15 protein-coding genes are annotated in these 15,007 nt (G+C 71.0%); 8 read left to right on the forward strand and 7 right to left on the reverse strand.

What is annotated here, in order from left to right; translation table 11 throughout:
• Positions 1 to 119: transposase (locus tag CSC68_RS15270; RefSeq protein WP_162202733.1), on the forward strand; the 119-nt coding region annotated here is incomplete at its 5' end.
• A gap of 60 nt (positions 120 to 179) precedes the next feature.
• On the opposite strand, the gene CSC68_RS15275 is transcribed toward CSC68_RS15270, so the two are convergent.
• Positions 180 to 1,061: an outer membrane protein assembly factor BamD gene (locus CSC68_RS15275; RefSeq protein WP_162204458.1), complete on the reverse strand. Its 882-nt coding sequence runs from the start codon at positions 1,059 to 1,061 to the stop codon at positions 180 to 182.
• Positions 1,062 to 1,160: 99 nt separating this feature from the next.
• Between CSC68_RS15275 and rluD the strand changes: the two genes are divergently transcribed.
• Positions 1,161 to 2,141 carry a 23S rRNA pseudouridine(1911/1915/1917) synthase RluD gene (rluD, locus tag CSC68_RS15280; RefSeq protein ID WP_162204459.1) on the forward strand — a complete coding sequence of 327 codons (981 nt, stop codon included), beginning with the start codon at positions 1,161 to 1,163 and terminating at the stop codon, positions 2,139 to 2,141.
• Positions 2,142 to 2,197: 56 nt separating this feature from the next.
• Positions 2,198 to 2,980 carry a peptidoglycan editing factor PgeF gene (gene pgeF / locus CSC68_RS15285; RefSeq protein ID WP_425501267.1) on the forward strand — a complete coding sequence of 261 codons (783 nt, stop codon included), beginning with the start codon at positions 2,198 to 2,200 and terminating at the stop codon, positions 2,978 to 2,980.
• A gap of 37 nt (positions 2,981 to 3,017) precedes the next feature.
• Here the strand turns inward: pgeF and CSC68_RS15290 are convergent, their stop codons facing one another.
• The 5 genes from CSC68_RS15290 to CSC68_RS15835 all read right to left on the reverse strand — a co-directional run bounded on the left by CSC68_RS15290 (position 3,018) and on the right by CSC68_RS15835 (position 8,169).
• Positions 3,018 to 3,788 (reverse strand): DUF481 domain-containing protein, encoded by a 771-nt coding sequence (locus CSC68_RS15290; RefSeq protein WP_162204461.1) that lies wholly within the window; start codon positions 3,786 to 3,788, stop codon positions 3,018 to 3,020.
• A gap of 96 nt (positions 3,789 to 3,884) precedes the next feature.
• The gene (otsA, locus tag CSC68_RS15295; RefSeq protein ID WP_162204462.1) at positions 3,885 to 5,252 is read right to left on the reverse strand and encodes an alpha,alpha-trehalose-phosphate synthase (UDP-forming); all 1,368 of its coding nucleotides are present in this window, start codon (positions 5,250 to 5,252) and stop codon (positions 3,885 to 3,887) included.
• A complete protein-coding gene (locus CSC68_RS15300) occupies positions 5,249 to 7,042 on the reverse strand; it encodes a glycoside hydrolase family 15 protein (protein ID WP_162204463.1) in 1,794 nt (597 codons plus the stop codon). Before CSC68_RS15300 ends, otsA begins: the two co-directional genes overlap by 4 nt.
• A 31-nt stretch (positions 7,043 to 7,073) precedes the next feature.
• Positions 7,074 to 7,847: a trehalose-phosphatase gene (gene otsB, locus CSC68_RS15305; protein ID WP_162204464.1), complete on the reverse strand. Its 774-nt coding sequence runs from the start codon at positions 7,845 to 7,847 to the stop codon at positions 7,074 to 7,076.
• Between the two features lie 73 nt (positions 7,848 to 7,920).
• A complete protein-coding gene (locus CSC68_RS15835; protein WP_211365774.1) occupies positions 7,921 to 8,169 on the reverse strand; it encodes a hypothetical protein in 249 nt (82 codons plus the stop codon).
• Between the two features lie 537 nt (positions 8,170 to 8,706).
• On the opposite strand from CSC68_RS15835, the gene CSC68_RS15315 reads away from it, so the two are divergent.
• The 5 genes from CSC68_RS15315 to CSC68_RS15335 all read left to right on the forward strand — a co-directional run bounded on the left by CSC68_RS15315 (position 8,707) and on the right by CSC68_RS15335 (position 14,739).
• Complete coding sequence (locus CSC68_RS15315) at positions 8,707 to 9,168, forward strand: DUF3574 domain-containing protein (protein WP_162204465.1); 462 nt, start codon at positions 8,707 to 8,709, stop codon at positions 9,166 to 9,168.
• Between the two features lie 64 nt (positions 9,169 to 9,232).
• Positions 9,233 to 11,476, forward strand: a complete 2,244-nt coding sequence (locus CSC68_RS15320; protein WP_162204466.1) for a TonB-dependent receptor — start codon at positions 9,233 to 9,235, stop codon at positions 11,474 to 11,476.
• Positions 11,477 to 11,576: 100 nt separating this feature from the next.
• Positions 11,577 to 13,190 carry a hypothetical protein gene (locus tag CSC68_RS15325; RefSeq protein WP_162204467.1) on the forward strand — a complete coding sequence of 538 codons (1,614 nt, stop codon included), beginning with the start codon at positions 11,577 to 11,579 and terminating at the stop codon, positions 13,188 to 13,190.
• 72 nt (positions 13,191 to 13,262) lie between these two features.
• Positions 13,263 to 14,090 carry a DUF3014 domain-containing protein gene (locus tag CSC68_RS15330; protein WP_162204468.1) on the forward strand — a complete coding sequence of 276 codons (828 nt, stop codon included), beginning with the start codon at positions 13,263 to 13,265 and terminating at the stop codon, positions 14,088 to 14,090.
• Positions 14,091 to 14,151: 61 nt separating this feature from the next.
• Positions 14,152 to 14,739 (forward strand): DUF4166 domain-containing protein, encoded by a 588-nt coding sequence (locus tag CSC68_RS15335; RefSeq protein WP_162204469.1) that lies wholly within the window; start codon positions 14,152 to 14,154, stop codon positions 14,737 to 14,739.
• Between the two features lie 3 nt (positions 14,740 to 14,742).
• Here CSC68_RS15335 and CSC68_RS15340 read toward each other — a convergent pair.
• Positions 14,743 to 15,007 (reverse strand): GIY-YIG nuclease family protein (locus CSC68_RS15340; RefSeq protein WP_162204470.1); only part of this gene is annotated, 265 nt, incomplete at its 5' end.

Consider the following 15,007-nt stretch of genomic DNA (forward strand, 5'->3'; position numbering starts at 1 on the left):
CCAACCTGGTCGAGGGCATCAACAACAAGATCAAGGTCATCAAGCGCATGGCCTACGGCTTCCGCGATGACGCCTACTTCTTCCTCAAGATCCGGGCGGCCTTCCCCGGAGTTGGGTGAAGAACCAAAAGAAAGGGCGCATCCGGGGATGCGCCCTTCTTCGTTGCGGACCCCGGCGGCTCAGCGGCGCTCGGCGTCGCGCAGGCCGGTGGTCGGCGAGCGCTCGCCGGCGAACGGGTTGAGCTTGCGGATCGCCCACGGGTACTTGGGCCAGTCGCCGCTCAGGTACGGATGCTGCGGGTCGTTCAGGCGCAGCACGCGGACCGCGTCGTCGGCCAGCTGCTGCTGGCCCAGGTTGCGGTAGGACTCGGCCAGGGCGGCGACGGCATCGTACTGGTAGTCGCTCTGCGGATAGGTCTCGAGGATGTACTTGGCGCGGCTGACGGCCGAGAGCCAGGCGCCGCGGCGCATGTAGTACAGCGCGATGTCCATCTCGTGACGGGCGAACACGTTGCGCAGCACCAGCATGCGCTGGCGCGCGTCCTCGGCGTAGCGGCTGTTCGGGTAGCGCTGGGCGACCGTGTTGAAGTCCTCGTAGGCCTGCTGCGGCGAGGACAGGTCGCGGCGGCTCGGGTCCAGCGACCACACCCGCTGCATGAACACCGCGTCGCGGTTGGAGTTGGACAGGCCGCGCAGGTAGTAGAAGTAGGCGATGTTGCGGTGGGTCGGATAGGTGCGGATGAAGCGGTCGATGCTCGACACCGCCTCGTCGTGCCTGCCGGCCTTGTACTGGGCGTAGGCGGTTTCCATCATCGCCTGCTCGGTGTACGGCCCGTACGGATACTGGGCCACCAGGCGCTTGAACACCTGCACGGCGCCGGCCCAGTTGCCGCGCTCCATGTAGTGGTGGCCCTTCTCGTACAGCTCCGCCACCGGACGGCCTTCGTCGGCGTCCTTCTTGGTCTTGTTGCGTCCGCAGCCGGTGGCCAGCAGGGCCACGAGCACGAGCAGGGCCACCAGTCGCAGGGTGACGGGGAAGCTGGAACGGGGGCTTAGGGCCATCGGGGAGGACATGCCGGGGAAAACGGAAGGGCCGATGATAGCCTAGTGGCCTGTCCGGCGACTGACTTCGCCTGCCCGGACCCCACCTGAAGCCCCCCGATGTCCCATACCTCCGACGCTCCCCTCCAGGCCATCGTCCCCGACGAATCCGCCGGCCGCCGGTTCGACGCCGTACTGGCCGAACTGTTCCCCGAATACTCCCGCTCGCGCCTGGCCGCCTGGATCAAGTCCGGCGACGCCCTGCTGGACGGCAGGCCCGCGCGCCCGCGCGACCCGGTCAAGGGCGGGGAGGCCGTGACCCTGGCGGCCGTGGCCGAGGTCCAGACCGAGGCGGTGGCGCAGGACATCCCGCTGGACATCCTGTACGAGGACGAGCACCTGTTCGTGCTGGACAAGCCGGCCGGGCTGGTGGTCCACCCCGGTGCCGGCAACCCGCACGGCACCCTGGTCAACGCCTTGCTGCACCGCGATCCGGGCCTGGCCGCGCTGCCGCGCGCGGGCATCGTCCACCGCCTGGACAAGGACACCAGCGGGGTCATGGTGGTGGCCCGCACCCTGCAGGCGCATACCGGGCTGGTCGCGCAGCTGGCCGCGCGCGAGGTGCACCGCCAGTACGTGGCGGTGGTGGTCGGCGCCCTGGTTTCCGGCGGCACGGCCGACGCGCCGATCGACCGTCATCCGCGCGACCGCCTGCGCATGGCCGTGCGCGAGGACGGCCGCGAGGCGGTCACCCACTTCCGCCTGCGCGAGCGCTTCCGCGCCCACACCGCCCTGGAGTGCCGCCTGGAAACCGGCCGCACCCACCAGATCCGCGTGCACACGCAGCACCTGCGCCACCCGATCGTCGGCGATCCGCTGTACGGCGGCCCGCTGAAGCTGCCGCGCGGCGCCACCGACGCGCTGGTCGAGCGGCTGCGCGGCTTCGGCCGCCAGGCGCTGCACGCCGAGGTGCTGGAGTTCCAGCACCCCGTGACCGGCGAACCGGTGCGGGTCGAGGCACCGTTGCCGGCGGACATGCTGGACCTGCTGCGGGTGCTGCGCGAGGACACCCGGCAGTGGGAGGAAAGCCAGCGGCGGTGACGCCGCGGGCTGGACCAGGACGGCCACACATGGAGGGCGCGATGGCGGAGGCGGGGATCGAAGCGGCGGAAGATGCGGTGCTGCCCGCCGACTGGCCGCCGCCGCCGGGCGTGCGCGCCTTCACCAGCCTGCGCCATGGCGCAGGCGTGTCACGGCCGCCCTTCGACTGCTTCAACCTGGGCGCGCGCAATGGCGACGACCCGGACGCGGTCGCCGCCAACCGCGAGGAACTGCGCCGGCGCCTGCAGCTGCCTTCGCATCCGTACTGGCTGCGCCAGGTGCATGGCACCGCGGTCCTGCGCCTGGATGCCCCCCTGGCGCGGCCGCGGCCAGCTGACCAGGAGCCCGCGGCGGACGCGGCGGTCACCTCGGTGCCAGGCGCGGTGGCGGCGATCCTGACCGCCGACTGCCTGCCGGTGGTGTTCGCGGCCGGGGACGGCAGCGAGGTCGGCGCCGCCCATGCCGGCTGGCGCGGCCTGGCGGCCGGCGTGCTGGAAGCGACGGTGGCGGCGATGCGTACGCCGCCCCATGCCCTGCGCGCCTGGCTGGGGCCGGCGGCGGGACCCCGGGCCTACGAGATCGGCAGCGAGGTCCACGACGCCTTCGTCGGGCAGGACCCGGCGGCCGCAGCCGCATTCGCGCCCACCCGGCCCGGGCGCTGGAAGGTCGACCTCTACGCCCTGGCGCGCCTGCGCCTGCGGGCCGCCGGCCTGGCCGCGGACGCGATCCATGGCGGCGGCCTGTGCACGATCAGCGATCCGGCGCGCTTCTACTCGCACCGGCGCGACCAGCGCACCGGCCGGCTGGCGACCCTGGTCTTCATCGAACCCGCCGCCTGACGCGCCGTGCGCGTGCACGCACGGCGCGGCCACGTCCTCAGCGGAAGTTGTAGACCAGGTTCACCGTGCTCAGGGTGTCGGTACGGCGGGTCGCCGGATCCTCGACCTCGGTGTTGTGGCGCGCCTGCAGGCCGGCCTTGAGGGCGAAGCGCTCGTTCATCGCCACCGACACGCCGAAGTCGTTCTGGGCGAAGGTGTTGTCCTTTCCGGACTCGACCAGCAGGGTGTTGAACAGTTCGGTGTTGCCGGTCAGCTGGTGGCGCAGGTCCAGCAGGCCGCGTCCGATCAGGCTGCTCTGCACCTCGCCGTCGAGCGCGGTGCGCGCGCGGCGGTAACCAGGACCGATTTCACCGGTGAGCTTGGTGCGCTCGTTGTCGATGAAACGGCTGCCCAGGCCGATGGCCACCGTGCCCTGGTAGTCGTAGGAGGAGAAGTCGTCGTGCTCGTAGCGGCCGTTGGCCGACAGGTGGTGGCGCGGGTTGAAGCGGTAGGCGCTGGAGCCGGAGACGTCGTAGCGGTTGGCGCTGGTCTCGTAGCGGCGCTCCTCGATGCCGTCGCCGTCGGTGTCGCTCTCGACCTCGGCGCGCGAGCGCAGCGCCGACAGGGCGAAGCCGTTCTTCCACCGCTCCTGCTCGCGGGAGAAGCGCAGCCGGGTATTGAGGCTTTCCGAGCGCGAATTGCCGCGCGCCATCGCCAGGCCCAGTTCGCCGGTGCCGGTCCAGCCTTCAGGCTGGCGGGGCAGCTCCTGGGCGGGCGCTGCCAGGGGCAACAGGGAAGCGATCAGGATCAGGGAGCTTGCATGGCGCATGGGGAGGGCCTCGTACGGTAAGGATGTACACGCGCGTGGCCCGCAGGCCGCACGCGCGAACCTGCCATGATGCCGGGGAAAGCTGACGCCAGCCTGTCAGCCGGATTCCAGGGCGCCCAGGTACTCCTTGCGCCAGGCATGGATGTCGTGCTTCCGCAGGTGCTCCATCATCGCGTTCCAGCGCTCCTTGCGCCGCGCCAGCGGCATGGTCGCGGCGGTGGCGATGGCGTCGGCCACGCCGTCGAGGTCGTGCGGGTTCACCAGCAGCGCCTCCTTCAGCTCCTGCGCCGCGCCGGCCAGCAGGGACAGCACCAGCACGCCGGGATTCTCAGGATCCTGCGAGGCCACGTATTCCTTGGCCACCAGGTTCATGCCGTCGCGCAGCGGGGTGACCAGGCCAACCCGTGCGGTGCGGTAGAAGCCGGTCAGGGTGGCATGCGGGAAGTTGCGGTTGACGTAGCGCAGCGGGGTCCAGTTGGGCGCGGCGTGGCCGCCGTTGATGTGCCCGGCGATCTGCTCCAGCTGGCTGCGCAGGGTGCGGTATTCGCTGACGTCGGCGCGCGACAGCGGCGCGATCTGCAGGTAGGTCAGGGTGCCCTTCTGGTCCGGGTGCCGCTGCAGGTAGCGTTCGAAGCCGTGGAAGCGCTCGGGCAGGCCCTTGGAGTAGTCCAGCCGGTCCACGCCGATCGCCAGCAGCCGGTCCTCCAGGCTGGTGCGCAGGCTGCGTACCGCAGGCTTGTTGATCGCGCTCGCCGCCTGGCGCGCGATTTCCGGGGTATCGATGCTGATCGGGAACGCGCCGGTGCGGAAGCGGCGTCCACCCGGCGCCTCGAGCAGGCCCGGGCCGACGATGCGGCCGCCGCCGTACAGGCGTACGTAGGAATGGAAGCGGTCGTTGTCGCGCTGGGTCTGGAAGCCGAGCAGGTCGTAGGCGTACAGCGGCGAGAACAGGCGCTGGTGGTCGGGCACGGCCATCATCAGGTCGGCCGAGGGCACCGGCACGTGCAGGTAGAAGCCGATCCGGCAGCCGACGCCGCGCTCGCGCAGCAGCGCGCCCAGCGGGATCAGGTGGTAGTCGTGCACCCAGACCGTGTCGTCGTCGCGCAGCATCGGCGCCAGGCGGTCGGCGAACATGGCGTTGACCCGGCGGTAGCCCTCGCGGGTGGCGCGGTCGTAGTCGACCAGGTCCAGGCGGAAGTGCAACAGCGGCCACAGCGCGCGGTTGGCGAAGCCGTTGTAGTAGGCGTCCAGGTCCGCGCGATTGAGGTCCATGGTCACGTAGCGGATGCCATCGGCTTCCTGCTCGTGCAGCTCGCCGCTGTCGCCGCGCACGGTCTTGCCGCTCCAGCCGAACCACATGCCGCCACGCTCGGAAAGCGCCGCCTGCAGGGCCACGGCCAGGCCGCCGGCGCGGTTCTCGCCGGGCACGGCGACGCGGTTGGAAACAACGACCAGACGACTCATGAGGCCTCCTGCCAGGAACGCGACAGCCGCATCGCGGCGATGATCAGGCCCACGTGCGAGTAGGTCTGCGGGAAGTTGCCCCAGCCCTCGCCGTCCTCGAAGGCCATGTCCTCCGAGAGCAGGCCCAGGTGGTTGCGGCGCGCCAGCACGCGCTCGAAAAGCTCGCGCGCCTCGTCCATGCGCCCGATCGCGGCCAGCGCGTCGATGTACCAGAAGGTGCAGATGGTGAAGCTGGTCTCGGGCGCGCCGAAGTCGTCCGGCGCCACGTAGCGGAACACGCCGTCGCCATGGCGCAGTTCGCGGCCGATGGCCTCGACCGTGGCCACGTAGCGGGGATCGTGCGCTTCGATGAAGCCGATGTCGGCCAGCAGCAGCAGCGAGGCGTCCAGGTAGTCGCTCTGGAAGGAGGCGCTGAAGTGGTTGGCGTCCGGGCGCCAGGCCCGCTCCAGCGTTACCTTGCGGATGGTGTTGGCGCGCAGCCGCCAGTAGTCGACCCGTTCCTGCAGTCCCAGCTGGGCCGCGATCTTGGCCAGGCGGTCGCAGCCGGCCCAGCACATGGCCGCGGTGTAGGTGTGCACCTCGGCGCGGCCGCGGAACTCCCACAGGCCGGCGTCGGGCACCTCGTACAGGGCGAAGGCGCGCTCGCCCAGCGGCTCGAGGCGGGCGAAAGTGTGTTCGTCGCCGGGATCGGCCAGGCGCTGGTCGAAGAACAGCTGGGTCGAGGCCAGCACGACGCTGCCGTAGACATCGTGCTGCTTCTGGATCCAGGCCAGGTTGCCGCGGCGCACCGGGCCCATGCCGCGGTAGCCGGCCAGCGACGGCACCTCGACTTCGTCCAGGCGGTCCTCGAAGCCGATGCCGTACAGCGGCTGCAGGCTGCCGTCGTGGCTGGCGAGGTTGAAGATGTAGCGCAGGAATTCCTCCATGGTGCGGGTCGCGCCAAGGCGGTTGAGCGCGCGCACCACGAAGGCTGCGTCGCGCAGCCAGCAGTAGCGGTAGTCCCAGTTGCGGGTCGTCCCGGGGGCCTCCGGGATCGAGGTGGTCATGGCCGCGATGATCGCGCCGCTGTCCTCGTACTGGCACAGCTTGAGTGTGATCGCGCTGCGGATCACCGCATCCTGCCACTCCAGGGGGATGGACAGGTAGCGCACCCACTCGAACCAGTACTCGCGGGTGCGGGTCAGGGCCTCGTCGACGTAGCCGACCAGGGTGCGGCCCATGGGCTCGTCGGGACCGAGCACCAGGTGCATGCGGTGGGTCAGCACGAAGGGCAGTCCGTCGCGCACGAAGCGCACCGGCACGTCGGTGCTCAGGCGCAGGGTGAATTGCGGCAGCAGCCAGCGCATGTGGTTGCTACCCCAGGTCGACTCGGGCACGCGCGCGCCCCAGTCGGCCAGCGGCCGCAGCCGCACGCGGATGCGCGGATTGCCGGACAGCGGGGTGATGCGGCGGATGATCGACACCGGCCGGTACAGACGCCCGTTCTGGCGCCAGCGCGGGGCGAAGTCGACGATCTCCAGCGAGCCGCCGCGGCGGTCGTGGAGGATGGTGCGCAGGATCGCGGTGTTCGGCTCGTAGCGCTGCTCGGAACGCTCGAACTCCTCCAGCTCGATGGTGAAGTCGCCGCCCTCCTGCTCCCGCGGCTGCAGCAGGGCGCAGAACGCCGGGTCGCCGTCGAACGCCGGCAGGCAGCTCCACACCACCCGGCCCCGCTTGTCGACCAGCGCGCCGAAGCTGCCGTTGCCGATCACGCCGAGCTCGAGGTTGGCCTCGTGTACGTCGATGTCCATATGCAGGTATCCCGTGTTCGCGGCGACGCAGCTACCGCAGGTTGACCTCCCGTTGTGCCGCATTGGCGATGAGCCACGCGTGCACGTCCCTGGTCCGGGGCAGGGCGTAGGTCGCCTCGCTTGGCTCCCGGTCGCCGACCAGCACGCTCCAGCCGCCGGCGCGGTTGGCCGCGGCGAAGCCGTACTCGTCGGTCAGGTCGTCGCCGATGAACACCGGTACCCGGCCGCGGAACGCGGGCTGGGCCATCATCCGCTCCAGCGCCTGGCCCTTGTCGCTGCTGGCCGGGACGAACTCCACCACGTGGTCGCCCGGCTGCAGCCTGTATCCGGGAAGGTTTCCTATCTGGGCGCGCGCGAAGGCGGCGACCTCGGGTCCGAACTCCGGCGCGGCGCGCCAGTGCAGGGCAAGGCTGACGCCCTTGTCCTCGACCAGCACGCCCGGCCGCGTGGCCGCCATCCTCGCCGCCTGGCAGTGCAGTTCATGCAGCAGCGCCGAGGTGTCGTCGGGGAGGTCGGGTTCGCTGTCGCCGCCATGGCGGAACTGGTGCCCGTGCAGGCCGGCCGCCGGCAGGCGCAGCGGCGCGAACAGCGCGTCGAGCTGCGCCAGCGGGCGCCCGCTGACCAGGGCCAGGGCTCCATGCAGGCGCCGGCTCAGGCGGCCAATGGCCTCGCGCACGTCCGGCAGCAGGTGTACCGCGGCGGGGTCCTCCTGGAACTCCACCAGCGTACCGTCCACGTCGAGGAAGAGGGCACAGTCGTCGCCGAGCGGCGGCGGTGATGGACGGGATGGTGTCTCGTCAACCATGCACCCATTGTGCACGATGTGCCCGTGAGCGGCAGGTCGGGGCCGGATGCCGCCCCCGCGGGGGGGCGCCGGCTCAGGACGCGTGGCGCACGCGCCCGTGCAGGTGCCGGCCGTTGCTGCCGAGCGGCGTGAGCACGTCGTAGGGCACGTTGCCGAAGGAGTGGATGTCCTCGTTGCAGCGGCCGGGGTATGCATCGGCGAGGTTGGCGCCCCCCAGGGCCATGCTCCAGCGCGCCGTCAGCGCGTATCCGGCCCCGGCATCGAGCTGCCATCCGGCGCCATGGCGCTGCTCGGGCTCGAAGCCGCCGCCGAAGTCGAACACCCGCGTGGCTGCGCCGCTGCAGTCGTGCCGGCGGGGCCCGGCGGCTGCCGGACGGGCTGGCGCCGAGCAGGGCACGCACGCGCGGTGCCGCATCGGTGGGCGTGCTGCTTTCCCTGACCCCCAACGGCACGTAGCCCGGATCGAGCGCCACCCGCTGCGCCGCGCGTACGTGGTCGACACCGCCGGAGTTGGACTGGCGGGTAATGAGCGGGGGCACAGCGCCCGCCGTGCGATGCCCAGCTCGCCGGACGGGCAGCTGCACGGGTGCTGGTGACGATGACCTGGTCAAGGTGGTGGCCGCCGGCGCCGGGGCCTGCGGCCATGCGGTACAGGTGGCCAGGGCGAGGCGGTGGCGAGCGCTGGGCGGCTGGGGAGGGCTGGCATGCGTGCCTGGGCTTCATGTGCCTCCGGGTGCAACGATAGGATAGGCACGCCGTTCGCCCGGGCGAGGCATGCCGTCGGAATCGGCACATGACGCCGGGGTATTTCCGTCGCAGGATGAGCCCGACCACGCTTCGCGCGCCCCTGGAGCCCGCCATGCATCGCCGCCTGTCCTGCCTCGCGTTGCTGCTCGCCCTGGTGCTGCCCGGCTGCGCCGGCACGCCGGCCGCCGGCGCGCGCCTGCAGGGCGATGCGCTGAGCGCGGCGCAGGCTTCCGGATGGGTCCGCAGCGAACTGTACTTCGGCGTCGGGCGCGAGGACGCCCCGTCCGACCGGCCGCAGGCCGATGCGATCGACGAGGCGCGCTGGCGTCGTTTCCTGGACGAAGAGGTCACGCCGCGCTTCCCCGACGGCCTGACCGTGCTCGACGGCTACGGCCAGTGGCTGTTCCGCGGCGAGGCCGGACCGCACCGCCTGCGCAGCAAGGTGCTGGTGATCCTCCACGAGGACACGCCCGGGCGCCGCACCGACATCGACGCCATCCGCCTGGCATGGAAGCAGTCCACCGGACACGAGTCGGTCCTGTGGTCCCTGCAGCCGGCCGAGGTTTCCTTCTGAACCGGCGTCGCCGGTCCAGCCTGATGTACGACCGTCCCGTCTCCACCCCACGAGGAGCCATTCGATGAATCCGTCGCACGTCCCGCAGGCCCGGCGAACCCGCCTGGCCACCGCCGTCGCCCTGCTGCTGGCCGTCCCGTCGCTGCATGCCCAGGAAGCCTCCACCCTCGATGCGGTGCAGGTCACCGCGCAGCGCAAGGTCGAGAACATCCAGGACGTGCCGGTGTCGATCACCAGCGTCGATGCGGAAAGGCTGGAGGTGCTCGGTTCCGGCGGCGCCGACATCCGCTTCCTGTCCGCGCGCGTGCCCAGCCTCAACATCGAGTCGTCCTATGGCCGCGCCTTCCCGCGCTTCTATATCCGTGGCCTGGGCAACACCGACTTCGACCTCAACGCTTCCCAGCCGGTGTCGCTCGTGTACGACGAGGTGGTGCAGGAGAGCCCGCTGCTGAAGGGCTTCCCCCTGTTCGACCTGGAGCGGGTGGAAGTGCTGCGCGGGCCGCAGGGCACCCTGTTCGGACGCAACACCCCCGCCGGCGTGGTCAAGTTCGAGTCGGTCAGGCCGTCGCAGGAGTTCGGCGGCTACGCGAAGCTGGGCCTTGGCAGCGACCAGATGGTGAATTTCGAGGGTGCAGTCGGCGGTGCGCTGGCCCCGGGCTGGTCGGCGCGCCTGTCGGCCCTTTACCAGCGCCGCGACGACTGGGTCGACAACACCCTCGCCGATGCGCCGAACGACGGCTTCGAGGGCTACGACGAATCGGCCGTCCGCCTGCAGGTGCTGTACGAAGGCGATGCCTTCGAGGCCCTGCTCAACCTGCACCGGCGCGACCTCAACGGCACCGCGCGCCTGTTCCGCGGCAACATCATCCGGCCCGGGACCAACGACTTCGCCGAGGGCTTCGACCGCGACAAGGTCTCGCTGGACGGCGTGAACTTCTCCGACCTGGAGACCTGGGGCGCCAGTGCGCGCCTGCGCTGGGACTTCGACGGACTGGTGCTGCATTCGATCACCGGCTACGAGACCGCCGAGTCGCTCAACCGCGGCGACATCGACGGGGGTTACGGCGCCGTGTTCCTGCCCGATTCCGGCCCCGGCGTGATTCCCTTCGCCTCCGAGTCGGCCGATGGCCTGCCGGACCACGAGCAGCTGACCCAGGAGTTCCGCCTTGAGTCGGACAACGACGGCCCGTTCAACTGGCAGGCCGGCCTGTTCTGGTACCGCGAGGAGATCACCATCCACGGCTTCAACTACGACTCGCTGGCGCCCGGCAACCCGCAGGCCGGCTTCGCCGTGCAGGAGCAGGAGAACAAGGCCTGGGCGGTGTTCGCCTCGGGCGAGTACCAGGCCACCGACAGGCTGAAGCTGCGCGCCGGCCTGCGCTATACCCAGGACGAGAAGCAGTTCGCCGCCAGCGTGATCGAGGCGGCGCCCTTCGGCGCGCCGGTGGGCGGTCCCTACCGCGTGGATACCGATGCCAACGACGTCAGCTGGGATGCCAGCGCGGTCTACGCGCTCGACGAGGACGTGAACCTGTATGCGCGCGTGGCCAAGGGCTTCCGCGCCCCGTCGATCCAGGGCCGGCTGCTGTTCGCCGATCCGGGCGCGCCCAACGGCGGCGTGACCACCGCCGATTCGGAGGAGGTGATTTCCTGGGAGGCGGGCATCAAGGCCGACCTGTGGGACCGCCGCGCGCGCGTGGGCTTCAACCTGTTCCGCTACACCGTGGACGACCAGCAGATCATCGCCGTCGGCGGCGGCAGCAATATCGCCACCCTGCTCAATGCCGACCGCACCGTCGGCCAGGGCTTCGAACTGGACCTGGAGGCCTACCTGACCGACCAGCTGCTGGTCACCCTCGGTTCCAGCTACAACGACACCGAGATCCAGGACGACACCCTGGCGGTGGCGCCGTGCGCCGCCTGCACGGTGACCGACCCGCTGGACGCCTCCGGCCGCGCGCTCATCGACGGCAACCCGCTGCCGCAGGCGCCGGAGTGGGTGCACAACCTCACCGCGCGCTACGGGGTGCCGCTGGCCGGCGGCGAGCTGTACTTCCTCACCGACTGGGCCTATCGCAGCGAGGTCAACTTCTTCCTGTACGAGTCGCGCGAGTTCCGCGGCAAGTCCTCGCTGGAAGGCGGCCTGCGCATCGGCTACCTGTGGAACCAGGGCGACCAGGAAGTAGCACTGTTCGGCCGCAACATCACCGACCAGGAGCGCATCGTCGGCGCGATCGACTTCAACAACCTCACCGGCTTCCTCAACGAGCCGCGTACCTGGGGCGTGGAGTTCCGCACCCGGTTCTGAACGCAGGGGCGGCGGGCGTCGCCGCCCCGTTCGTCAAAGCCATTCCGCGGGCCGGCCTCCGTGCCGGCCCGCTTCCTGCCACCCGAACCGAAGACCGCCGATGCCGACTGCTCCCGCCAACCAACGCCGCCTGCCCTGGATCGTCGCCGGCGACCTCAACGGCTTCTTCGGCCTGGTAGTCGACAATCTCTCGATCCTGGGCTTCATCGCCGCCGCGCTGGTCGGGATCTTCGGGTTCCCGGCGGAGGTGGTGTTCGGCCGGATGTTCCCCGGCACCGCGCTGGGCGTGCTGGTCGGCAACCTGGTCTACACCGCGATGGCGCGGCGCCTGGCCCTGCGCAGCGGGCGCGACGACGTCACTGCCATGCCACTGGGCCTGGATGCGCCGACCAGCATCGGCATGGCCCTGCTGGTGCTGGGTCCTGCCTATGCCGGCTTCACGGGGCAGGGCATGGCCACCGATGCGGCGGCAATGGCGACCTGGCAGCTGGGCATGGCCTCGCTGGTGGTGATGGGCCTGCTCAAGCTGGTGCTGTCCTTCGCCGGCGACTGGGTCACGCGGGTGTTGCCGCGCGCCGCACTGCTGGGTTCCATCGGCGGGGCCGCGCTGGCGCTGCTGGGTTTCCTGCCGCTGATCGAAACCCTGCGCAATCCGGTGGTCGGCATCGCCACCCTGGGCCTGCTGCTGTACGTGCTGGTCGGCAAGGGCCGGCTGCCGTGGCGGGTGCCCGGCGTGTTCGCCGCCTTCGTGGTCGGCGCCGCGCTGTACTACGGGCTCGGCCTGGCCGGCCTCGGCCTGCCGGGATTCCAGTTGCCGCAGCTGCAGCCGCTGGCCTTCGTGCTGCCGCTGCCCAATACCGGCTTCATCGCGGGACTGCCGTATACCGTGCCCTACCTGCCGCTGCTGCTGCCGTTCGGCCTGCTGATGGTGGTCGGCGGGATCAATGTCGCCGAAAGCGCGCGCGCGGCAGGCGACGACTACCGCACCCGCGACGTGCTGCTGGCCGAGGCGGTGTCGACCCTGGTCGCGGGCTTCTGCGGCGGCGTGGCCCAGACCACGCCCTACATCGGCCAGCCGGCGTACAAGCACATGGGCGCGCGCCACGGTTACACGCTGCTGGCGGGGCTGTTCATCGGCCTGGGCGGGTTCCTCGGCTACGTGTCGATGCTGGTGCAGTGGCTACCGGTGGCGGTGCTGGCGCCGATCATCGTCTACGTCGGCCTGGACATTACCCTGCAGGCTTTCCACGAAAGCCCCCGCCGGCATGCGCCTGCGGTGGCACTGGCGTTCCTGCCGGCGATCGCCTACCTGCTGGTGATCAAGCTGGGCAATCCGGCCTGGATCCCGGCAGATACGTTCGCGGCGCTGTACGAGGCCGGCGACGGCCACGGCCTGGCCGACCTGGCCACGATCGTGACCCTGGGCAATGGCTTCATCATTACCGCGATGCTCTGGGGTACCGCGCTGGTGGCGCTTGTGGACCAGCGTCCGCTCCGCGCCGCCGCGGTGCTGTTGCTGGCCGCGCTGCTGACCCTGGTGGGCGTCATCCATTCGGTGGATCCGCGCGGCGGCATCTACCTGCCGTGGGCGCTGGAAGGCGTGCGCGCCACCATCGCCTGGCAGTTCGCCGCGGCCTACGTCGTGCTGGCGCTGCTGCTGGGCCTGCTTTCGCTGCAGCGTCCGCCCGCACAGGAAGCGCGCGACGCGCCCTGATCCGACCAGCGGCGGGAACCCGCGCCACCGGCGCGGGTCACACTCTGCATGTCCGACGCAGAAGGAGATGACATGCAGCAAGCACGCAACCGGCCGGCCCGCTGGCCCTGGCTGCTGGTGGCCGTCGCGGTGGCCGCGGCTGGCTGGTACCTGTTGCGGCCCAAGCCGCCGGTGCAGACGCAGGTGGCGGCTCCGGCCGCCATGCCCGCCGCCGGTACGGAACTGCCGCCTCCGCCGCTGGAGGACGAAGCCGATCCGCCAGGCGTCCAGCATCCGGTCGAGCCGCCGGCCGATGCGGCCGATGCGGCGATTCCCGCCCTGGCCGACAGCGACGCGACGGTGCTGCAGGAACTGGAGGCCCTGGCCGGCGATCCGTCGGTGCTGGGCATCCTGCTGCGCGAGCACGTGGTGCAGCGCCTGGTGGTGATGATCGACAACCTCACCGCGCCGCACATCCAGGCCTCGACCCTGGCGCTGCGCCAGGTGCCGGGGCAGTACGAGGTGGTCGAGGGTGAGGGCGCCACCGTCGCCGACAGCGTGGCCAACAGCGCGCGCTACGCGCCCTACGTGGCCGCATTGGCCGGTGCCGACGCCCAGCGCGTTGCCGGCGCGTACCGTCGCTTCTACCCGCTGTTCCAGGAGGCCTATGTCGAGATCGTCGGCCCCGATGCCTATTTCAACGACCGCCTGGTGCAGGTGATCGACCACCTGCTGCAGGCGCCCGCCCCGCAGCCGGAGGCGGCACTGGTGCGAGACGAGCGTGGGCGCTGGCGCTACGTCGATCCGGATCTGGAATCGGCCTCGGTCGGGCACAAGGCGCTGATGCGGCTGTCCCCGGAACAGCAGGCCGCGGTGAAGGGCCAGCTGCGCGCGCTGCGCAAGGCACTGGCACATCCCTGATGCGGCGCACGGACCGGTGGGCGGGAGTATCCTGCCCGCCAGTCCGTGCCTGCCCCTTTCCATGACCGGCGCCGCCACACGACCCTTTCCCCTGTCCACGGCCGCCGAGCCCACGGTGTTCCAGCAGTTGCTGGGCGCGCCGTTCTTCAATCTTCCCGACAGCCTGCGCAGCCTGCATTCGGTCCGCGGCCAGGATGCGTTCGCGGGCGAGGTGGACATCGAACGTGGCCGTGGCCTGCTCGCCCGCCTGTGCGGATGGCTGGTGGGCATGCCGCCGGCCATGCAGCAGGCACCGCTGCGGCTGGAGCTCAGCGCCGACCCCGGCTCGGAGACCTGGCGTCGCCATTTCGGCAGCCACCGCATGGCCACGCGCCTGCGGCGGCGCGGCGGCCTGCTGGCAGAGCGGCTGGGACCGCTGCAGTTCCGCTTCGCCGTGCATGCGGCCGAGGGCACGATCTACTGGAACGTGGCCCGCGTCGGCCTGCTGGGCCTGCTGCCGCTGCCGGCCCGGCTGTTCGGCGGGATGCGGGTGCGCGAATGGGAGCAGGATGGCCGCTACCGCTTCCATGTCGAGGTGACATTGCCGCTGTTGGGTCCGGTAATCGCCTACCACGGCTGGCTGGAGCCGGCCGCCTCCAGCGCGGATTGAGCCTCAGCCCGCGGCGGCGGCCGCGATGCCGTCCAGCAGGAAGGCCAGCTTGCGTTCGCGCGGCAGGCGCTTGATCTGCCATTCGGCGCGCGAGGCGCTGGCGCGGTCCGGGAACGGGCGGCTGCCGAGCAGGCGCAGCGGCGGATTGGCCCGGGTATAGCGCGCGCCCTTGCCGGCCAGGTGGGCCTGGTAGCGCGCCTCCACGTCCGGACTGATGCCGGCGTACCAGGCGCCATTGCGGCATTCGATCAGGTACAGGAACCAGGGG

The sequence above is a fragment of the Pseudoxanthomonas suwonensis genome (assembly GCF_010093235.1).
In the GTDB taxonomy this organism is placed as follows: domain Bacteria; phylum Pseudomonadota; class Gammaproteobacteria; order Xanthomonadales; family Xanthomonadaceae; genus Pseudoxanthomonas; species Pseudoxanthomonas suwonensis.